Annotated in this window: 17 protein-coding genes and 2 riboswitches; of the genes, 3 read left to right on the top strand and 14 right to left on the bottom strand. The window is 49.3% G+C overall.

Annotated elements, in window-relative coordinates; all coding sequences use genetic code 11:
* Positions 1-99: 99 nt before the first annotated feature.
* The 6 genes from metE to ASF12_RS32085 form a co-directional block, all read right to left on the bottom strand.
* Entirely contained in the window at positions 100-2,388 is a 2,289-nt protein-coding gene (gene metE, locus ASF12_RS32110; protein ID WP_056043418.1) for a 5-methyltetrahydropteroyltriglutamate--homocysteine S-methyltransferase, read from the bottom strand.
* 264 nt (positions 2,389-2,652) lie between these two features.
* Positions 2,653-2,845: riboswitch (cobalamin riboswitch) on the bottom strand.
* A gap of 115 nt (positions 2,846-2,960) precedes the next feature.
* Positions 2,961-3,830: an energy-coupling factor ABC transporter ATP-binding protein gene (locus ASF12_RS32105; protein ID WP_081419169.1), complete on the bottom strand. Its 870-nt coding sequence runs from the start codon at positions 3,828-3,830 to the stop codon at positions 2,961-2,963.
* Positions 3,817-4,629 carry a cobalt ECF transporter T component CbiQ gene (gene cbiQ / locus ASF12_RS32100; RefSeq protein WP_056043415.1) on the bottom strand — a complete coding sequence of 271 codons (813 nt, stop codon included), beginning with the start codon at positions 4,627-4,629 and terminating at the stop codon, positions 3,817-3,819. The genes ASF12_RS32105 and cbiQ overlap by 14 nt, the downstream gene beginning before the upstream one ends.
* Complete coding sequence (locus ASF12_RS32095) at positions 4,626-4,910, bottom strand: energy-coupling factor ABC transporter substrate-binding protein (protein ID WP_056043411.1); 285 nt, start codon at positions 4,908-4,910, stop codon at positions 4,626-4,628. Before ASF12_RS32095 ends, cbiQ begins: the two co-directional genes overlap by 4 nt.
* Positions 4,910-5,683, bottom strand: coding sequence for an energy-coupling factor ABC transporter permease (locus ASF12_RS32090; protein ID WP_056043408.1), 774 nt, complete (start codon positions 5,681-5,683; stop codon positions 4,910-4,912). Before ASF12_RS32090 ends, ASF12_RS32095 begins: the two co-directional genes overlap by 1 nt.
* Positions 5,684-5,850: 167 nt before the next feature.
* A riboswitch (cobalamin riboswitch) is annotated at positions 5,851-6,055 on the bottom strand.
* Between the two features lie 96 nt (positions 6,056-6,151).
* Complete coding sequence (locus ASF12_RS32085; RefSeq protein ID WP_056043405.1) at positions 6,152-7,387, bottom strand: DUF445 domain-containing protein; 1,236 nt, start codon at positions 7,385-7,387, stop codon at positions 6,152-6,154.
* Positions 7,388-7,679: 292 nt separating this feature from the next.
* Between ASF12_RS32085 and ASF12_RS32080 the strand changes: the two genes are divergently transcribed.
* The 3 genes from ASF12_RS32080 (at position 7,680) to ASF12_RS32070 (ending at position 11,029) form a co-directional block, all read left to right on the top strand.
* Positions 7,680-9,008 (top strand): TrkH family potassium uptake protein, encoded by a 1,329-nt coding sequence (locus tag ASF12_RS32080; protein ID WP_056044047.1) that lies wholly within the window; start codon positions 7,680-7,682, stop codon positions 9,006-9,008.
* Between the two features lie 42 nt (positions 9,009-9,050).
* Positions 9,051-9,659 (top strand): YdcF family protein, encoded by a 609-nt coding sequence (locus ASF12_RS32075; protein ID WP_056043400.1) that lies wholly within the window; start codon positions 9,051-9,053, stop codon positions 9,657-9,659.
* A gap of 128 nt (positions 9,660-9,787) precedes the next feature.
* Positions 9,788-11,029, top strand: a complete 1,242-nt coding sequence (locus ASF12_RS32070) for a hypothetical protein (RefSeq protein WP_056043397.1) — start codon at positions 9,788-9,790, stop codon at positions 11,027-11,029.
* 379 nt (positions 11,030-11,408) lie between these two features.
* Here ASF12_RS32070 and ASF12_RS32065 read toward each other — a convergent pair whose 3' ends face one another.
* The 8 genes from ASF12_RS32065 to ASF12_RS32030 form a co-directional block, all read right to left on the bottom strand.
* Complete coding sequence (locus ASF12_RS32065; protein ID WP_056044045.1) at positions 11,409-12,089, bottom strand: MgtC/SapB family protein; 681 nt, start codon at positions 12,087-12,089, stop codon at positions 11,409-11,411.
* A 70-nt stretch (positions 12,090-12,159) separates the two neighbouring features.
* A complete protein-coding gene (locus tag ASF12_RS32060) occupies positions 12,160-13,923 on the bottom strand; it encodes a hypothetical protein (RefSeq protein ID WP_327204961.1) in 1,764 nt (587 codons plus the stop codon).
* Positions 13,920-14,618: a hypothetical protein gene (locus ASF12_RS32055; RefSeq protein WP_327204960.1), complete on the bottom strand. Its 699-nt coding sequence runs from the start codon at positions 14,616-14,618 to the stop codon at positions 13,920-13,922. Before ASF12_RS32055 ends, ASF12_RS32060 begins: the two co-directional genes overlap by 4 nt.
* Before the next feature lies 1 nt (position 14,619).
* Complete coding sequence (locus ASF12_RS32050; protein WP_056043395.1) at positions 14,620-15,570, bottom strand: sugar phosphate isomerase/epimerase family protein; 951 nt, start codon at positions 15,568-15,570, stop codon at positions 14,620-14,622.
* A gap of 26 nt (positions 15,571-15,596) precedes the next feature.
* The gene (locus tag ASF12_RS32045) at positions 15,597-16,472 is read right to left on the bottom strand and encodes a carbohydrate ABC transporter permease (RefSeq protein WP_056043392.1); all 876 of its coding nucleotides are present in this window, start codon (positions 16,470-16,472) and stop codon (positions 15,597-15,599) included.
* Between the two features lie 47 nt (positions 16,473-16,519).
* Entirely contained in the window at positions 16,520-17,416 is an 897-nt protein-coding gene (locus ASF12_RS32040) for an ABC transporter permease (RefSeq protein WP_056044036.1), read from the bottom strand.
* Positions 17,417-17,514: 98 nt separating this feature from the next.
* Positions 17,515-19,119, bottom strand: a complete 1,605-nt coding sequence (locus ASF12_RS32035; RefSeq protein ID WP_442952570.1) for an extracellular solute-binding protein — start codon at positions 19,117-19,119, stop codon at positions 17,515-17,517.
* 434 nt (positions 19,120-19,553) lie between these two features.
* Entirely contained in the window at positions 19,554-21,788 is a 2,235-nt protein-coding gene (locus ASF12_RS32030) for a helix-turn-helix domain-containing protein (protein WP_056043386.1), read from the bottom strand.
* Between the last annotated feature and the right edge of the window lie 224 nt (positions 21,789-22,012).

Genomic DNA, 22,012 nt, shown 5'->3' with positions numbered 1-22,012 from the left:
CTCCCCGGCTTTGACCCTCCCCGCTTCCAAGTAAAGCAAAAGCTCCGCTTGCGCCAATCAGCGCAAGCGGAGCTTTTTTAATAACCATGCTTATTACAATTACTTAGCCAACTGCTCCCGTACTTGCTCAGTCGCTTGGATCATGTTGCGCAGCGATGCCACAGTCTCATCTACACCACGTGTTTTAAGTCCGCAGTCCGGGTTAATCCAGAACAATTCTGGCTCAAGCACGTTCAGAGCGCGTTTGATCATCGATGTCATTTCCTCTACCTCCGGCACGCGAGGGCTGTGAATATCGTATACGCCAAGGCCAATACCCAGCTCATACGTGTGCTCCTCGAAGCTGTGAATCAGCTCGCCATGGCTGCGGGACGTTTCGATGGAAATAACGTCGGCATCCAGCGCGCGAATGGAATCAATGATGTCATGGAACTCGCAATAGCACATATGCGTGTGAATTTGCGTCGTATCCTTAACGTCAGAAGTGGACAAGCGGAAGGCAAGCACAGCCCAGTTCAAATAGTGCTCCCAATCTTCACGTTTTAGCGGCAAGCCTTCACGAAGGGCAAGCTCATCCACCTGAATCATTTCAATGCCCGCTTCCTCCAGCGCCTTCACTTCTTCTGCCAAGGCAAGCGCGATTTGGTAAGCAACCTGCTCACGAGTCAAGTCGCTGCGAACGAACGACCAGTTCAAAATCGTAATCGGGCCCGTCAGCATGCCTTTCACCGGTTTAGAAGTCAGCGACTGCGCATAAACGGTTTCTTCGACAGTCATCGGCTTGCTGAACTGCACATCGCCGTAAATGACTGGCGGTTTTACGCAGCGCGAGCCATAGGATTGCACCCAGCCATTTTTCGTGAAAGCAAAGCCTTCCAGCTTCTCTCCGAAAAACTCAACCATATCCGTACGCTCAAACTCTCCATGAACGAGAACATCAAGGCCGATCTCTTCCTGCAGCTTGATCCAATGCTGAATTTGCTCCTTAATGAATACGCGGTATTGCTCCTCGCCCAAATCACCACGACGCCATTGCCGTCTCGCTTGGCGAACTTCCGCCGTTTGTGGGAAGCTGCCGATTGTCGTTGTCGGCAGGAATGGCAGCTGCCAGCGTTCCTTCTGGCTCACTTGGCGCTCTGCAAATACCGCTTTGCGCTCCGATGGCTGCGCATCAATGCTCGCTACAGCGGCATGGACGCTCGCACGGCCACGGGACGGCGATGCGGCAAGTGCAGCCAAAGCTGCTGCATTGCGATCAAACGCCTCTTTTACCGCTGCTTCTCCTTCATTCAGCGCAGTTGCCAGAACGGCAATTTCCTCCAGCTTCTCATTGGCATACGCCAGTGCGCCTGCAAGCTCTGCCGGCAGTGCCGTTTCAAGAGCCGCTGACACAGGTACATGCAGCAGGCTGCAAGAGGAGCTTACAATCAGTCGGTCGTTTGGCACGACTTTAGCAATACGGGCAAGCAGCGCTTTGCGCTCCTGAAGATCCGCCCGCCAAATATTGCGGCCGTCAATAACGCCTGCACCCAGCACTTTGTCCTGTGGGAAGCCGATTGACTCCAGCTGCTGCAGGTTCTTTTCAGCGCCAGCTGTGAAGTCCAGACCTAAGCCCTGTACAGGCAAAGCCGCGATTGCAGCATAATGCTGAACCGATTCAAAATACGTTTGCAGCAGCAAATTGAGCTTAGGTGCCGCTTCATGAAGCTGGGCATAAATGCTTTGCACAAGCGCCAAATCTGCTTCGGAAACGTCTGTTACAAGCGAAGGCTCATCCATTTGCACCCATTGTACGCCTTCTTGCTCCAACTCGCGCAGCACCTGTGCATACAGCGGAACATACTGAGCAGCAACTGTAGCAAGCTCAGAAGCGGCATAGCCTTTAGACAGCTTGAGGAATGTATAAGGTCCAACAATGACTGGTTTGCCTTCGATGCCCAGCTTTTCCTTTGCTTCGCGGTAAGCGATCAACGGACGGTTCTCGGTCAGCGCCGGCGTAATGCCTTTCAGCTCAGGAACGATGTAGTGATAGTTCGTATTGAACCATTTCGTCATCTCGGATGCCGAAGCGGTTTTGTTGCCTCGCGCCATTGCATAATAGGTCATTACCGATACGGGGCTGCCTGTATAGCCAAAGCGCTCAGGCACGACGCCAAACATCGCAGCTGTATCAAGGATATGGTCATAATACGAAAAATCATTTACCGGAATGAGATCAATGCCGGCCTGTTTTTGCAATTGGAGATGGTTTAGACGAATCGTCTCCAGCTGCTTCAAGAAAGCCGCTTCCGCAAGCTTGCCGCTCCAGAATGCCTCCAGAGCTTTTTTCCATTCTCTGTTTTCACCGATACGCGGATATCCCAAACTGCTGCTTTTTACTTGACTCATTGTTATTGCCTCCTGTTTTTCATTATTCATCCTTGTGGATGGATGTTATAATCCTTTGTTATTTCATCAACAAACTCAGATATATACTTATGGCAGTGCGAGCGAATTTCTTCGCGGCGGCCTTTCCCTATACATCCAATTTGCTGCCAGCCAGAAACTGCAAAAAGGGACGTCCTACCCTGTACAGAAATGTGGGTAAAGACGCCCCTCGTTTCAACAAACGATGGCTGCCATCTTTAACACCTCCCTATCTCCCGTAGGTACTGCAGTGTATAGAATAAGGCAGGTCTCCTGGCTCCAGCATCATCATCGCTGCGCTCGCCTTCCCGGCATCATGCCAGTGGCTTTATTGCGCAAAACTCCGCTGTTACAGTGGCGGGACCGCGCCGGTATTGCACCGGACTTCCCTTTTAAGCTCAAGACGTTACGCAAGAGCACCCTATTCCTCGCTATTTAGTTGGTCGATCTTTATTTATACAAGGTGAAACGGAGAAATATAGAGATAGGATGGAAAAATCATATCCTTTCCTATATTTCAAGCAACATGTATAAATATACGAATTTTTGCGTTTTTATACAACAAAAGATTTTACAGCCGCTTTAAATTGCGCGAGCGTACGCGGCGCCTGCTGTTCTCCTCGCAGCTCAGGCGGCAGTGCCTCCCAAGCTTCCAGCACCATTGGCAGCGTGAGTCCAAGGCTTCTGAGACGCTCGCCTTCGCGAAATACCGTCTCCGGCGTACCCTCCAATATACAGCGGCCCTCATTCATGATGAAAATCCAATCCGCCCAAGCATAGGCCATATTCATGTCATGCGTCGCCATAACCGGCGTTATGCCGCTGGCATGAATGCGGTCCAGCTCAGCCATCAGCCGCTGCTCCGATATCGGATCGAGATAAGCAGCCGGCTCATCAAGCAGCACTAACTCCGGCTCCAGGGCCAGTACGCCGGCAAGAGCGACTCGCTTCTTTTGCCCAAGGCTGAGATGATGCAGCGGCTTATGCGCCAGTTCCTGCAAGTTCAGCTGCTGAACGATGCGCGCCGTACGTCTGTCAATTTCCACTTCTTGAAGCCCCGCATTGCGCAGCCCATAGGAAATATCCTCATAAGCGGTATTCAAAATGAGCTGATGCTCCGGGTCCTGAAAAACAAGGCCGACGCGCCGTCTCAAGCTGGCAAGCTCTCTGGGCTTGTAAGAAAGCGGCTCGCCGCGCCAGCTGACAAAACCGGATTCCGGACGATTAATGCCAATAAGCTGCAAGAAGAGCGTCGACTTGCCCGAGCCATTATGCCCGCACAGCGCTATCTTCTTGTTCGCCGGAATACGCAGCTCTAGCCCGTTTAAAGCGGTCTTGTCCGTTCCGGGATAAGCATAGCTCACTTGGTTCATTTCCATAATGGTTGATGCCCGATCGTTATCCGCCAGCTTATTCACCTCCATACCGAAGCCATAGCTCTGCTGCCAGCAAAATCGTTAAGCCGAGCCCCGCTTCCGCCCAATATCGGAGGCGAACCGTCCGCTTTACACTAGGCGCAAGACGGATTTCATTCGTAAATCCTCTTGCCATAAGCCCATTCGAGAGCCCCTTGTATCGATGCATCGTTTTGACGAAGAGCCGCACAGCAATCGCCGCCGTACCCTGCAATTTGCCTTTAAAACCGTGTTGACCGCCGCGTGCACGCTGCGCGACCAGCATAGCCCCCGCCGTATCCAGCAGCAGAAAGATGAAGCGATACATAATAATCATGAGCTCCAGTACAATTTGCGGCATTTTCAACCGCTTCAGCACTTGCAGCAGATCCGGGAAGGGGGTCGTCAAGGTGATAAAAAACATACATGCCAGGCAAGCAAGAATACGCGTAAAAATATGTCCGGCCAGCCCTAACGATGCCTCTGGCACATACAGGCTAAGCGGCTTCCATGAAACGAGCATCCAGCCTGCTTTCGCTGCCGCCAAGCTTCCCGCTTCGCTGCTGCTATTGCTGAATTCAATGAGCAGCGCGGGCAAGCTGAGAATGAACAGCAGGCAAGAGGAGAAAAGCAGCGCCGCATAAAGCTTAGCGGGCACTTTCGCATAGCCGACCGTCCACAGTGCAAGCCATCCGAAAATGACAAGCTGTACGAGCGGATGAGCGATATAGGCAAGCAGCAGCAGAAGGGCTGCAAGCCCGCATTTCCAAATGGCGGGTAAATCCCGCAGCTTATTGGAATAAGAAATCGTATCAATCCATTTCATCATTGCTGCTTTGATTTCCCCGACTTCCCTTTAAAAAGGCCAATCACATAGCCGATTACGCCAGCGCCAATCGCAGCTTGCAGCGCGAACAGCATGCTTTCCGTTTCTCCCGGCACCTCAGTGAGCGGAGACGCCCAAGGCTCATAATGGGGCGCAATCGTCTGGATCATTTCCTCCGCCGCGCCATCCGCGCCGCCAAACTCGGCGTTAATGAATATTAAAGGCGCAACGGCAAGCAAAACAACAATGGCTAAAATCCAAATATTTTTGGCACTGCGGCTCATTACACGCGATCCCCTTTCATTCTCCGCTTCAAAATAGACAGCTCGTCCGTATTAAAAGATTGCAGCCAGTTCCAGATCAATACCGTCAGCAAGCCTTCGCTAATAGCAAGCGGAACCTGGGTAATCGCAAAAATACCGCCAAATTTCATAAAGGATGCGAGAATGCCTCCCTCAACAGCCGGAAAAGCAACAGCCAGTTGAATCGAAGTAACGATATAAGTGGCCAGATCGGCAACAGCGGCAGCAGAAAAAATCGCCACGCCTTGCTTGCTGCCTGAACGCATCAGCAGCCGATAGACGGCATAGCCAGCAGCGGGACCTGCAACCGCCATTGAAAAAGCATTCGCCCCAAGCGTCGTCAGCCCGCCATGTGCAAGCAGCACCGCTTGAAACAGCAATACCATAGAACCTAATACGCTCATGGGCAGCGGCCCGAACATAACCGTTCCAAGCCCCGTTCCCGTCGGGTGCGAGCTGCTGCCTGTAACGGAAGGAATCTTAAGCGCGGACAGCACGAAGGTGAAAGCTGCCGCCAAGCCCAGCATCAGCTTAAGCTCTGGTGCTTCCTTTGTAATTTTCCGAATGGCGCGTACACCCAGGATGAAAAAAGGAATAAAGGCCACCCACCAAAAAATCGCCCACCCCACAGGCAAAAACCCTTCCATAATGTGCATCGCATAAGCGGATTGCGGCTCATTCACCAGTAAAAAAAGCGTGAAGCCAATAACCAGCAAAGCGGTGCTAACTGCTGTCTTGCTTTTTAACTTGACCATTCGTTTCAATACCCTCCCCAATGTGTTCATGCCTAAAGACAACAAAAAATGACCGCTTTCCCTTCGCTGGGAAAACGGCCATGTGTACGCAGAAATAGACGGTTGCGCCAGCAAACAGACTGGTAGCAATCGCTTTCATTCGTACACCTATCCTTTCCGCGAAGGCACTGTGGTGCTGGAACGAGGTAGGTCTCCTGGCTAGCGGATCATTATTTTCCTTCGTCTTCCCTGGCTGCCCTAAAGCTTAGGCCAAGTGACTCCTGCTGGTGAAGGAAAACTCCCCGATTACAGTGGCGGGACCGCTCGGGATTTGCACCCGATTCCCTGTTACCCTTTGACGTGCGCAAAGGCACCTCGTTCCATGTCAATCATTTTTCAAAATCCTTGTATTCATTGGTCATTTTGTAGTTTGATCTTATCACAAAAAATTCAGGCTGTCCCCTATAAATGTAAATGGCTACCTTCCTGTTAGAAGAAGGACAAAATAACGCCTACGACAAAACCGCATAATGCGCCGTTGACACGAATCCACTGCAAATCGTTGCCGACCTTTTCCTCCAGCATGGAGACGAGCGCCTTGTCATCCATCCGGTCGAGATTATCCCGAACGAGCGCACCGATGCGATAGTGATTATTTTCAATAAGTCGAACGAGATAGCCGCGAATGCCATCTTCCCAATTGGCGAGCATTTCCTGCTTGCCATTCAAATAATCCGTTGCAAAACGGTATCCCTGCACAATGGCGCGCCCTCCGCTGCGATGCTGCTCCTCCAGCTTGTCCAGCACGAGCTGTCTCAGCTCCTCCAGACGCAAATGGATGAAGCGCTCCGTTTCAACGCTGTCCACCCCCTGTTCAATGAGCTGCTTCAGCTTGAGCATCAGCTCTTCGTTATCGGCAAGCTTCTCCGCCTGGGCTCTCACCTCAAGCAGCAGCTTCTGCCGATGCGGGCTTCCAGGATGGGAAAGCTCCTGCATCGTAGAGAGCAGCATGTTCTGGATCAAACCGCCGAGCTTCTCCTCGTTCATAAAGCCGACGAAAGCTTGCAGTGCAAACCCCATGAAGCCGCCTACCTTAAGCTCCTCCAGCTTTTTGAAGGCGAGCTTGCCGAGCATTTCCTCGGTTTCACGCTTGCGAATCCAATGGCCTACATGCTCCAGGCCGTAATCCAGCGCCCGTTCATCCCAACGCTCATGGACGAAACGATCCGCCAGCTTGCGCACGATTGGCGTAAAATCCTGCTTTTTCACATAATCAGCCAAAAATCCATGCAGCACACCGCTAACCCGCTCCAAAGGCAAGCGCTCCACTGCCGACTGGGCAAAATCAACCGCTGCCAGCCTGAACTTGCGCTTGCCAATCAGCCGAGTCGCCGCCGATGCTGCCCCTGCGAACAGTTGAAAGCCAGACAGCTTGCGGGTAATGCTTTCTTTATTCAGCAGTTCATTTTCCATAGCGCTGATGAGCGAGTTCACGATTTTCGCCCGGTTTTTGAGCAGCAAGGACGTATGCGGAATGGGAATGCCCATCGGATGGCGGAACAGCGCCGTCACCGCAAACCAGTCGGCAATTCCGCCGACCAGCCCCGCTTCAAAGCCGCTTTCCAGTAGATGTGTCCACGTGTTGTCTGGCAGCCACCATCTCGTAGTAATAAAGCCTGCCCCCATAACGGCAAGCGAAATACCTGCTATATATCTTGATTTCATCGTTGTCCTCCTAATCGCGGGCCCCAGCGCCCTCCTGTTGCATATTGCCCTATTATACCAGATAATGAGGTGGCAAGCGTAAACGGCTGTGCCTGCCTTCGGCAGCACAAGCTCGTTTCGCGTAGAAATATAAGCGTTATAATAATAACAATATTTATGCATCCTTATATTTCAAGCGTAAACGGCTGTGCCAGCTTCGGCAGCATCAGCTCAAATTTTCAACTACACCATTGTTTCGTTACATATAAAGGAGATTACCTGCGTGCTCAAACTACGAACCATTTTTCTAAAAATGACTCCACCGCAAATTCTTACGCTTGGCTTTCTCGCGATTATTGCGGCGGGTACCCTATTGCTTTCTCTACCTCTGGCTTCGTCAGCCCATCAGGCAACGCCGCTCATTGACGCATTATTCACTGCAACATCCGCTGTTTGCGTAACGGGGCTTGTCGTCGTCGATACCGGCATCCACTATTCAACCTTTGGCGAGCTCGTCATTCTCGTGCTTATGCAGGTTGGCGGACTCGGCTTTATGACGATGTCTACGCTGTTCGCCCTTGCCCTGCGCAAACGGATATCGCTGCGCGAGCGGCTGCTGCTGCAGGAATCCATGAATCAATCTTCGCTGGAAGGGATCGTCCGCTTCATACGGCGCGTGCTCATTTATGCTTTTGCCATCGAAGGAATAGGCGCCCTGGTTCTGGCACTGCGCTGGTCAACGGAAATGCCTTTCGGCAAGGCGCTGTATTTCGGCATGTTCCATAGCGTGTCGATGTTCACCAACGCCGGATTTGATGTTATGGGACCGATGAACGGTCCGTTCAGCAGCTTTGTCAATCACGTCAACGATCCCATTATTAATGTGATCGTTATTGCTCTCATTTTTCTCGGCGGGATCGGCTTTATCGTACTGGCGGAAATGTGGGATTACCCAAAAACTCGCAAGCTGTCTTTTCACTCCAAGGTTGTGCTGTATGCGACAGGCATTTTGTTTGTCGCAGGTGCTGCCGTTATTTTTATTTTCGAGTTTACAAATACCAAAACACTAGAGCCGCTTAGCATAAGCGGCAAGCTGTACAGCTCGTTGTTCCAAAGCATATCGCCGCGCTCGGGCGGCGCAAATACGCTGGATATTGCTTCTCTGCGCCATGCGACGCAGTTTCTCATTATTTTGCTCATGTTCATCGGCGCATCTCCGGGCTCTGCGGGCGGCGGCATTAAGGTGACGACGTTTGCGATTCTCATCGGTGCGGTGTTTGCAATGATTCGCGGCCGCGAGGATGTCGTCTTTTTCCGCAGAAGGCTCGCAAAGGACCGGGTGTACAAAGCGCTGACGATTACGATTGCCTCGCTGGCGGCGATTATTTTATTTACGATGATTTTATCTACTACTGAGGATGTCGATTTCCTCGTTCTGCTATTTGAAGTAACGTCCGCTTTCGGTACAACCGGATTGTCGCTTGGCTTAACGCCGCATTTGACGGTGATCGGCAAGGTGCTGATTATTATTATGATGTTCGCTGGACGGCTCGGCCCGCTGACGCTGGCGTTCACACTCGTTCCTGCTCAGGAGAAGAAGGAGCTGTATCGCTATCCGGAAGGGAAAATTATGATCGGATAACATGCGGCGAGGAAAAATCATTTTATAAGGAAAGGGCAGTTCATGAAAAAGAGGCTTGTTTCGAAAAAAATCAAAACGCTGTTGCTTTGCGTCTTAGCATTTGCCGCAGCGGTACTGTGCTGGTTTTCCTATGAAATTTGGTCATTTAGTATGAAGGATGAAGCGAAGCCTGCTGATGCGATCCTTGTGCTGGGCACGGCGGTCTGGGGCGATCAGCCATCCCCTGTGCTGCGGGAACGCCTGAATCATGCTATAAAGCTGTACGAGCAAGGCTTTGCCGAGTATATTATTTTTACCGGAGGACGCGAGTCTGCGAATGAGCTTGCAGAGTCAGAAGTATCACGGAGCTATGCGATTGAAAAAGGCGTGAAGCCTGAGCATATTTTGATCGAAGTCCAATCTCTTATTACAGAGGAAAATTTCGAATATTCGCTAGTCGTTGCGAAGCCATATGAGCTAGGAACCTTCATCATTGTCAGCGATCCGCTTCATATGAAGCGCGCACTCATGATGGCCAGCGAGCTGGGAATGACGGCATACTCTTCGCCAACTACGACCTCCGCATATAGCAGCATGCGCACGAAACTGCCCTTTTTCTTCCGCGAGCTGTTTTATTATACAGGCTATCGAATTATATATGCTCTGAGCTAGCTGAATGCCTTCAGCCCTCAGAGTATTTTTTTGCGCTGAAAAACTAGTATTATACATTTTTGGCATGCGAATTCCGATAAAAAAGGATAGGATTATTTTACTAAGATGCTGTAAGGGAGATTGCTGAAATGCCTGATAAGTTGAAGAACATGTTAAAGCTGCTGCAGGAGCTATGGTTTGTGCCTTTCGTCGTCTATACCGCCGGACTTGTGTATGTACAAGGCTCTTTTCAACCTTATTTCGGTGATATGTTCATTTTCAAAGATATTTTAACATTTTATCCTGTTTCTCAAAGCCTGTATTGGATAAACGGCATTTATATTTCCTTCTTTTTAGCAATTCCTGTTGTAACAATAGCTGTACTTGCATCCCGCAAGGATCGGAGAAAGCCTCGTAGGGCACCTAATCGGTCAAATGTGAGGATTAGACGTTTTCGGTATTTCGTTTTACGAAATCGTATGCATCCCTTATTATTATTAATTCATGGCCTTTTATTTCTTAGTTTTATTATTACTATGATAGTTTTTCAAATTTTAACCTTGGATAAAGATTCAAATCTACCGCTGGCCGTGCAGAATATATTCTTCTATGGCGCTTTTTTTCTTATTTTTTATTTTTCGTATCAAACCGCTTCCTATTTCAAAATGAATGCACCGGCAACAAAGATAAGCATCATTTTCGTTACAGCTATCATATTGATTTTCTCCATATACCTAAGCGGCATCCATGCGCAATATATTAATATTTCAAAATACGAAGCTCAGAAGAGTACAATTGAAATGTCCAGAGTCTCATTGGATAATGAAACGCTGACACTCATTAAAATGGATATTTCAGCTGATTATTATATCGGATACCATACAGGTACTAATCGAACTATTTTTATAGCAAAAGATAATATTAATAAAATCGAAAATTTTCAAGCCTCCTATGCAGGAAAAAAACAGCTCGCTGATCCTTCTGCTTTAAACGATGAAGAGGATGTTATTATTAAAACGTTGCAAAGCTATTATGATTTTAAGATTCATTCGGAGAAACTCACGAAATCATGTACGCAATCATGCGCCTCATTCGACGCCTTTAAGAAACTGCAATCAAATGCCTACTTACGCAATGCATCAGATTCCATTCGGTTAAAATATTTGCAGAATAACCCCTATCGTGGCAAGGAGGAGGAAGACTATTTTGGTGTGGACATCTCCTTGCCAGAGCGGATTAAAGGGGACGCGGCCTTAAGAGCCGTCTATGTCAAAGAATATTGGAAAGACGATATTTTCTATATAAAATATACGCTGCAAAACGTCGCTGATTTGGATAAAAACCCGTGGATCATTATTAAAGATGAGGAAGTATTTTTTGACTTTCAATAAAGGAGCTCAAACGAATCGAGTGTAGCGCGGACGGGCACTGATGAAGGCTGTAGTAACAACAGAAAAGCAAATAGAAATTTGGCGGACACAGCAGCAGCTATTTGTTGCAGATAAAGGGGAATGAGCAGGTTCGCGGACTCAGCAGCCGCTAATCACCCCCTTTATGATCATTTATAGCGAGAAAAACCGCATTAACGGCTTTCCTGTCCGCTTGCCCGCCAAAATCGCCTAAAAATGGGCAAATAGCTGCTGCTGAGTCCGCCTAGACCAAGTGTAAACGGCTGGCACCGTCCTCTGGCGGCAAAGCTACCGTTTCGCGGGTGAAATAGAAGGCAGCCGATTTTAAGTTAAGCGCTTTACCAAACATGAAAAAATGCTCCTATGAGCTAATGTTTTCGACCTCGACGGAGACGACATTTTTATAGCGCCGAAGATCCTCGTAGACAGAGGTTGTCGGGTGCAATTCCCGCGATGACAGCACGAGCTGAATTTCTTTGCGGCCGTCGCCAATATCTTTGATTTTCGTATGCTTGATCTGGTGCTCCGATCGAATTTTCGTCATCAAGCCGTCCAGCTCAGCCGAACGGTCAAACGTCATGCAGACCGATAGGTCGCGCTCGCGCAGCTTTCTCGGTCCTAATGCCCGAACCACGAACGGCACCAGATTGACTGCCATGATGATGAAGCCTACGGCAGTGAACGCTTCTTTATAGAAGCCTGCTCCTGACGCAATCCCAAGCGCCGACGCCGACCAGACCATTGCAGCTGTCGTCAGGCCGGAGATGACATCGTTATTTCTTCTCAGGATGACGCCTGCGCCGATAAAACCGATGCCGCTCACAATTTGTGCCGCCAGCCGCATCGGGTCCATGTTAGTCATGCCTGGATGGGCAAGCTCAGTCGACGCTTCGATCGACACCATCGTAATTAAGCAGCTTGCGACCGCGATCACCATGCTCGTCTTGATGCCAAGCGGCTTGTGCCGGAGCTGGCGGTCTACACCGATCAGCAGCCCAAGCAGCAAAGCCGCCCCCAATTTAAGTACAAACAATATTGTAATCACCCCTTCTGGGGGAGCATCTTCCTGAAGCGCGATAGTCAATCAGTTAGCTGCAACTCCATATATACGGTTACTGCCCGTTTGCCCCATTCCCATCGCTTGGAGACAAACGGATATGAAACGTCCGATCATAAGGTGTCAGCACGTTGACAACCAGCGTCTGGCAATCTGCCGGGAATGCAGCCCCGCGGATCGATTTGGCCCAATGCTCGTGCGCACCGCCCTCCATCTCAATCCAGTCGCCGCCAGCTGTAAATTTTACAGTGCCTGCTTTCCAAAATTGCTTACCTGTCTCGGCAGGAGCCAATTCGCCGCCAGCGAATTGCCCTTCCTTCCCGAATACGAAGGAAATTTGGGTTAGCAGCACATCCGGCTTGTCGCATTGAACACGCAGCTGCCAGCCATCATACGTTTCCGTCAACTCAATTCGCACATCATGCTGCTGCAAATGTGTTACCTCACGCAGCTGATGCGGCAGCAAATACCATGGGCTGACGGAATGGCTTGCTATTTCAGGCAAACGATCAGTTGCGATCGGCCCGTAGTAGCCTTTTGATTCCGTACCCGTCAGAACATAGCCGGATTCGAGCTGCTCCAAATGGTTCATCTTGATGAACCCCGGATCAAACGAGCTGCTGACCTGCACACCAAGCAGCCGTGCCGCCCCATGTCGAAGCGCGAAAAACGAATTCGTCTCCGTCATGACCGTAACGCTCGTTTCCCCATCCCGCTGCCGGGCAACCGGAGCGCCGAAATCAGGATGCAGACGGCTGTGATAAATCCGCCCGCCATGTCCAGCCGACTCCATCTGACTTAAATAATGCTGCCGATTAAATTGCCCGTTGATGACAACCCGGTAATGATCTGGCAGACTGCCGCTTTTCACACGTGGCTCTCTCAGCTCCGGATGAAGCAAAAATCCGAGCAAAACATTGTTTGGGATGGGTCCCGGATGGTTAAGCGCTGCGATTCCCAGCTCAGCCAAGGCAGCGAATAAAGCATTCTGATCGCGCTGTGCCATAAGGCAGGAAGCGAGTGTATAGCCGGACATATCGAATGCTTGACCAAAGTCCTGGCGTCCAGAATAATCCGTGACGACTTCTCCGTCAGGATGGATCAGATAGGCCATCATTCGCAGATTGCGGCGAACCGGCTCCAAGAGCTCAGGCCGGCCAAGCAGCTCGGCCGCATGGAACAGCATAATGTCGCTGACGCCGTTATAAATGCCGTTGCTGCGTTCCGTCCATTCCCCATCCTCCGTGCAATCCATGCCTTCAGCCAGCCACTGGTCGGCACGAGCTACAAGCTCGGCATTGCCCGTCAGCCTATGCAAGAAGGCAAGTGCCGCTGTCAGCACCCAACGATGGTTCGGCGTATGGCAGCCACCGGTCAGCAGCGCAGGTACAGACCGTTCTAGAAACTTTCTAATGTCCGCTCGAACACGCTCAAGCTCCGCCCATTCATGCTGCACCAGCAGTTCATGCAATTGAGCAAGTCCAACGACCGCGAACGCGGTATCGGGAGGTGAATGCATATTGGTCCAACCCGGCGATATCGTCCCGTCCTCATGCTGTTCGCGGACCGTGAAGGCCGCCGCCAGCTCCAAACGCCGCAGCAGCTTTTCGTCATGATAAAAGTTGGAGCTTTCATCAACAAGTGAGCATGCCCATATCGCCATAAACGTTGGCGTTCCCATGTGGGTCGGCCAAGCAACCCCGTTGTCCGGATCGGCTACACCGCCGTAGAAGCGGCTGCCGCTGTCCATTATTTGATTATCGATTCCTTGCTTGACCCAGCCATCGTTGACGGCAACCAGCTTCTCATGCATGTTCATCTTCCTTCCTCATTCTCCGTTGATCCGCTAAGCGTATGCCTAATAATAGCCAGCTCCGCCTCAATTCGCTCAGGTATTTCTTCGTACAGCGTTTCCCACGGAACGAACAACGGCTCACGCTCCGCAAGCTCGTAAGGAACGAACTCAAACGATGGCGTGAACCGATGATACGCCTGCTGATAGGCTCGAACTAGCACATTCGTCTCTTCATCATACTGCCCCAGCGCCTTGTACCACTCCGGCAATGTAAGACCATCCAGCCCGGCATCGCGGTCTGTAGCAGTGCGCACGTTCGGCAGCAGCTCGAAAATAATCGGCAGCGGCGAGAAGGCGTGCTTTCCAGGCTGCGAGTACAGGCTTGCTGTTTTCCCCTCCAGATTGGAGCGGTCAGGCAGCAGCGCCTTCATGTATTTGCCGTGAAAGCTCGCTTCCGCATCCACTACGGCGCCGTCCTTGCCTACATAAATCCATACATGCTCCAGCTCGTACAGATGCTGAATGTCATAATCCCAATAAATCGCGAATTCGATTACATAATCGACAATAGCATCCAGCCGTTCAAATTTACGCCGAAACGACGGCGATTGCTCGCCTTCGCGCAGGACGGAAACACCGACCCGCACCGGATAAAACGGCTCTTTTTGATCAAAAAAAAGCCGTGGGGCATAGGACGCCAGATGCTTAATGTCCATCATCCTACACCTCGCGCTCGGACAGCTTGGCAAGCAGCAGCTCATGGCTCTGTTCGATTTCCTCCGGTGTACATGCCGCTTTTAGCTCATACACCTTCACAGGAGCTGCTGCGATAATAGGCAGGAAACGATCGAAATAGCTCATGTCGCCGCTGTGTACATACGGACACCAGTGATCCGACAATCCAACCGTTTCATGAATGTGAATGCCGACTACATGGTCCTTAATGGCTTCCATATCCCGCGCATTATCGTACAAGCCCATACGCTCCATCATCATGCCGTGGCCAAAATCATACCACAAGCCGACCGGTGCACCCTTCAGCCGGTCAAAAACCGATTTCGCCTCGCGCAGCGTCGGCATCTGATAGCAGCGCGAACGCGTTTCAATGCCAATCGATACGTCCCAGCCCTTAGCCGCGATCTGGTCGCAAATATCATCCAGACTATCGCCTATGCGCTGCAGGTAATGTTCCGACAACGATTCCCTGCGCTCCAGCATCTCGTTCCACAGCTTTAAGTAAGCAGAGGATTCCGGGCCTTGGTCGTGGTAAATTTTTTTGAGCTCGTTATCGATGTTATAGTCGAACGGCACCTCGCCCGGATGCACGACAACCGCCTTCGCTCCATAGCGATTTGCATATTCCGCCGAACGGATCAGCAGCTCGATTGCACGCTGCCGCTTTTCCTCGTCTTCAAAGCCGAGCAGCACAGAATCGGTACCATAGTCGGGGTCCGCAACATGCGGAAACGTATTGTGGACGCTCGACACTCCAATTTCTCCCCGTTCAATCATGGGCTCAATCGTCGACAGCAGCTCCTGCGTGACGTTATAGTTCAGCTCAACGTAGCGAAAGCCGAGCTCCCGAATTTCATCGATCATGCTGCTGCCGACGTTGTGACGTTTAATATTCCAGCATGTCGAGAACGAATATTGGCCTTTGTCGTTTCCCATAAGCTCCTCCTGAAAGATAGATTCGGTTAACCTTTGACCGCACCGAGCATAACGCCACTAACGAAATACCGTTGAAGCCACGGATAGACAATCATAATTGGCACAGTTGCGAAAATAACGCTCGCCGCCTTCAAGCTTTCCGGCTGCAGCTTTGCCTGTCCATTTGCGCCTTCCATTACCAGCAGCTCGCTGACCATGTTGTTTTGAACCAGCTGATAAAGCTTCAATTGCAGCGGATACATCTCTGGACTCGTAATATACATGAGCGTATCCGTAAAACCGTTCCAGCGGCCTACTGCATAAAACAAGCTCAGCGTAGCAATAACGGGCAGCGACAGCGGCACGATAATGCTAACCAAAGTGCGGAGGTACGAGCTTCCGTCAATCTCTGCTGACTCCTCCAGCGAATCGGGAATATTTTGAAAAAACGTGATCAAAATAATCAAATAAAACGGACTAACGAGACCTGGCAGCATAAGCGCCCATATCGAGTCGAGCAAGCCCAAATTGCGTACGAGCATATACTCTGGAATAAGTCCGCCGCTGAAAAACATCGTAATGATAATAATGAACATCACCAGTTTGCGGCCTTTTAATTTCGTTTTAGCAAGCGGGTAAGCCGCCGCAATCGTCATTATCATGCACATGATTGTAAATAAAACCGTCAGCATAACGGTAAAACCGAGTGACCGGATCATCGACGCATCTGAAAATACCTTCTTGTAGGCATCCCAGTTGATTTCGACAGGAATAAGGCTGACCTCACCAGACATGATGGAACGTGTTGAGCTGAGCGAGATAGCGATTATATGAAGAAACGGAGCCAAACATAGCAGCACGAATAATAAAATGGCGATCGTATTGACAATATCAAATGATCGGCTGGCCTGTTGATCTCTCATGTCTTATCGCTCCTTTCCAATTTTCATAGAAAATAAAAGTTTATATTTTAAATAATGCTTTGGTCTGCCAGTTTTTTGGATAAGTAGTTGGCGCCTAAGACGAACACAAGTCCGACAACTGCCTGGAACAAGCCGACGACCGTAGCAAGCGTATATTGTCCAGATTCAATGCCGATACGGTATACGAAGGTGCTGAGCACGTCCGAATAATCACGTACAGCGGTATTTCCGATAATATAAGGACGTTCAAATCCGATGGCGATCATATTGCCCACGTTAATAATGAGAAGCGTAACAATCGTTGGTTTTAAGGATGGCAGCGTAATGCTCCAAATTTTTCTCAGTCTGCCTGCTCCGTCAACGTCAGCCGCCTCGAACAATTCCCTATTGATGCCTGTAAGAGCCGCCAAATAAATGATCGTCCCCCAGCCGGCACTTTGCCAAACTCCGACGATTAAATACGTAATTAACCAATCGCTTTTGTCCGTAAGAAAAGGAATCGCTTCAAAGCCTAACGAAGTTACGAAATTGTTAACCATACCGGATTGCGTACCAAACACTTGGTAGACGATCCCGCCGATAATAACCCACGAAATGAAATGCGGAATGTACAAAATCGTTTGCGAAATCTTTTTGAACCAAGCTGATTTGAGCTCATATAGCATAATGGCGATAAACAAAGGAGCAGGGAAAGAAAAAAGCAGATCCAAAAAATTAAGCATGAGCGTATTGCGCAGTGTCTTGTAAAAGTCCGACATGGCGAATACTTCCTTGAAAGCATCAAGCCCGATCCATTCAGAACCATTAATCCCTTGGAAAAAGTTAAAATCCTTAAACGCAATAATAATGCCGTACATCGGTCCGTATTTGAAAACCAAGAAATAGGTAACCGGTAAAATAAGCAGCATATATAATTGCCAGTATCTGCGTAAATACACGCGCATGTTCAATATTATCCACTCCTATCTGCTTACGATTAAGCCCGGAGACGGGACTTAAGAAATATCGATCGTCTCCGAGCTGCTTAATGCAGGCGTTATTTTTATTTCATGGCCTCATAAGCTTTTGTGCGTTCATCCAAAATCGCTTGACCGCCGTTTGCCATATAATCCTTCATGATCGATTCGAATGTGCTTTCGAATTGATCCGGCTTCACCATCGTTGCTTTAACGACAATTTCATTGAACTTGTCACGCAGCGCCGAACCATATTTGGCTTGGGCTTCGATCGGATGGTCGAACAAGACCGGCTTGATCGTATCAGATCTGGAAATCGTCAGTGCTTTGCGAGTCTCTTCTTGGAATTGCTCAGGCATGCCTAGTACATAAGCCTCTACGTTTTTCTCCGTATCACCCAACTGTTTGCCGTTGGAGATAATGGCCATGTCACCCCAGTTGTATACGCGATTTTTGATATCATCAGAAGCATCGGCTTTAGCTACCGGGATACCGTCTTGAAGATCATAGTTTTCGCCAGCTACACCATTTTGAATGTTAAGCAGGTTGTCTCCCGAAGCCATCCAATCCAGGTACTTAATTGCCTCTACTGCATTTTTGCTGCTTTTCGGGATCATAAGGTACAGACCAACTGGCGCATATTCCGGCTTCGGATGCTTGCCCTCGGAGTTCGAGTAAACATCAACAGAGGAAAGCTTAGCGTCAGGAATGTTCGTTTGCAGTGTCGAGTACAAACCATCTGGATAGAACGGGTTCATATCGTCTTCACTGAAGAAACCGACCAAGCCTTTAGCTGCGTCTTCGTTCAGCTTTTTCTTGTCTTCATCAAGGCTGAAGTCTTTGCTCATTAACCCTTCATTGTAGAGCTTGTTCATGAATTGCAAAGCGTCTTTAAAGCCAGGAAGCAAGATCGGGAAGTCATTGGATCCGAGCTGCTGTGTCAGCGTGTAGCGCTGTTCTTCAGTAACAGGCTGGATGAAGGACCACAGAAGCGGCTCATATTGAGCAGATGCTAGCGCCATTCCGAGCGGAATAACTTTGCCGCCAGTTTGACCCGGATCTTTTTCTTTAAACGCTTTCAAAGTCGTGTAAAGCTCATCTGTCGTTTGCGGCACAGGCAGGCCTAGCTTATCGAGCCAGTCTTGACGGACGAAAGATGAATATTTCCCTAAATGCGCACGTTTCGCTGGCAGTGCGAATTGCTGACCTTGATAATTACCATAAGCTAACGTATCGTCGCCTAGAAATTTTTTGAGGTTCGGGCCGTATTGATCAAGCAGCTCGCCAAGGTCAGTCAAACCGCCTTGCTGCGCATAACGATAAAACGTACCCGAATCATAAGTGAATACGATATCCGGAACATCGCTTCCGCTCGCCATTAGAACGTTAAGCTTCTGTACTTCCTCTGACCGTGGAATCGGTACAAATTGCACGTCAACGTTATTTGGCTTCCCGAAGTTATCCTGAACATATGTCGTCAAATAGTTTTTTGTAATAGTCGAACCAGAAGGAGAATTGCCACGATCGAATACTTCCACCTTAAGTGTTACTGGCTTACCGGAGGCTGCTTCGCCACCTGTCGTTTTGTTTCCAGTTTCATTGTTGCTGCCACATGCACCAAGAAGCATAGTACCTGCAAGCGTAAGTGCTAGCAAAACGCTGGTTTTCTTTTTCCCCTTCACAACTTTCATCATTTGATTCAACCCCTCTTTCTTTTTCGTTAATTTGTTTCCTGTACTCGATTATGAACCGAAGAATGAAGCATGTTTGAACGCGCTTTCAATCGTCGCTTGCAAACCGTGATTAGGAAGTGGCCTCAGTATGACACGGCTTGTAGTGCGCTTGCAATAAACCAGTTTCGGCGCGGCAAACCGTTAAGCCGAACCCTTGCCCAGCAAGGCTTTTGGCGATTAGAATAGATCATTTTCCCGACATAAACCGTTTTCCATCAACGCCGAAAAAGCCCGTCATAAAGCCATTTCCGCAGGTAAACTATATTCCGGCTAAACAAATAGAGCAGCAGTCCGAACATCTTTCCTTGTTCGGACTGCCGCTTCAACAAACAACTTTTCAATTCGCATGAACATACATGTGAAAGAACTAAAACCCTATTGCTTCGCACACCTTAGTTCAAAACAGAAGGCCGCATTTTGAGCTTTCGGAATTCGCCTGGCGTTACACCGGTTATCCGTTTGAATACCCGTCCGAAGGTGATCGAATTGGCGTAGCCAACCTGAAGAGCAATTCCTTGAACGGTCTCATCAGTATTCGCCAGCAGACGCTCAGCCTGCTGTATTCGAAGCTGCACAAGAAAATCGACGAACTTCATATCGTACTCCAGCTTAAACAGATAGCTTGCATACTTGCCCGATATTTGAAAGCGGTCACTCAAATGATTGAGCGAAAGGTCTGGATCGGCAAAGTTTTCCTGAATGTAGGCTCTCATATCCGTTATCATCGTCTTGTAGCTTTTCGTCTCGCTCATCGCCACATATGCATCGAATAGATCAGCCAAATACTCTAGCAGCTGCTCCTTCATTTCTGCCAAAGTCGAGGCAGTCTTTAGCTTGGCAAGCAATACAGATGAGCGATCGCCTTCCAGAAATTCATTCAGTGATTCCGACAAATCCTTCAGCTCACGGCTGAGCATTTGCATAAATATTTGCATGAGCGAATGAATATCTTCATCCTTGAGCGTATCCGTATTGAGCCGCTTGAATAATTGCTCAAACGTATTGCGCCAGCTCTCATTCGTCTGCCTAAATTCCTGCACACAATCGGTACACATTTGAATGTAATGAAACGTACCGTACTGTTTGCCCTGCGGAATATCGCCGCTGAACGTAACCGCCTCGCGTCCGATGCAGAGCTGATATTCCATACCGGAGAGGGCATCGCGGTAAGATTGTCCGATACGGCTCCATTCGTCAACGATTGAACCAATTCCAATCGACAGCATGAAACGCAAATGCTCGCCTACCCACTGCTGTGCAACGATTGCAGAAGTTCGAAGCTGATCCAGCATTCGGGATTCGTCATCCGAAACCGCAAACACAAAGGCGATGAGATCCGGCGCCAGCCATTCTCCCCAGCCCTGCAAGCCTTCGTTGTGAGCCAGCTCTTGCATAACATTGCCGAGCGCAAATTTCAGAACATTTTGCTCGTTAAGCGTATTTTCGGACTGAAAATCATCATAACGGTTGAGCTTCACAACCATTACGGCATACCGTCCGGCGCTCGGCAGCAAATCCAGCTTGCGCATCCGCTCATTAGTTTGCCCATTTTGTTCCCCGCTAATAAGCTCATTAAAAAGCTGCCTGCGCTGAAGCATCACACTTTCACGCTGCTTCTTTTCGTGATCCAACGACTGCACGATTAAATTTTCAAGCGCACGGTCAATCATCGTCAGATCATCTGTCAGAACCGCTCCCCCGTCGCCGCTCCGCAGCTGCAGCGCCTGAATGCGATTCATCATTAACCGGATCGGCTTGTAGTTTCGGCGCGTTACCCAAATGATATAGATAATAGCCGCTACGAATGTCAAAATAGCCATAACGACCCATGCATAGGATACGACCGATACCCAGCCGAGCAAATGACCGTCCTGAATCCCACTCTCGAAAGTCCAGCCAAGAGAGTCCGAAGTGACTGTCGTCAGAATGCTGCCGCCTCCTGATTCATCTGAGCCATTGTTGACGGGATAAATAGGCTTATTAGCTCCATCGGTAATTCGCATGAATGAAACCTGATGGCTTGTCATGCTGCCGATCATTTGTTCAACTGCATACAAATCGACATTAATGACCAATATGCCTTCCTTTCCGAACGGGAACGGCGTCCGCTTATGCATCGTAATGACCCTGACGGGCTTTAGCCGGTCATATTCCCGATACTCCCGGCTTGCCGACCATCCTTGGTAATCAAGATTTTTTTTCGCTTGCTGAATAAAATCACGATCGCCAAAATCCGGCAGTTCGGTCTGCCCGCTCGCTGTAAGCACCATATCGTCGGATTCCCTATAAAGATAGGCCGATTCGATAAAGTCGTTTTCTTCTACAAGTGAACGCAAACTATGAACGACGCCGTATCTGTCGCTCGTTTCGGAGGAGCCGTTTAAAAACGCAGTGTAGCTTTTATTTTTGACGGCTTCGTTCATCGCGTTAAACTCCGCTCCACGTATAGCGCGTTCGACGCTTTCCACCACATAGCCGGTGGTGATGTTGTCTGCCTTGGCAGTCTCGGACCGTGATATCTCATTAAGTGCAATGAACGATAAAAAAATAATCATTGACACCGTAAGCACCAAAATTGGAAAATATGATACAAGCAACCGGAAGTACCAGTTGTTTAGCTTAAGCATGTTAAACCCCCTACAATGACAATAATTTTTGTAAGCGTTACCATTTCAACGCAATTAGAACAAGTTAAGCGGTATACTTTGTTAATCTATTGTAGCACAGCCCCTCTAGAATCGAAACACTTCATGACAGCCAAAATAGTGGTTATCGTATAGCCTCAGGAAAAGATGTTCATCGAGTTGGCTCATGCTCGTCGTCTCACCAAAAAGAGGAGCAGCGGCTGACG

This window comes from Paenibacillus sp. Leaf72 (assembly GCF_001422685.1).
Taxonomy (GTDB): domain Bacteria; phylum Bacillota; class Bacilli; order Paenibacillales; family Paenibacillaceae; genus Pristimantibacillus.
Note: the sequence above shows the minus strand (reverse complement) of the source record. Positions and strands in the feature narration are given on the sequence as shown.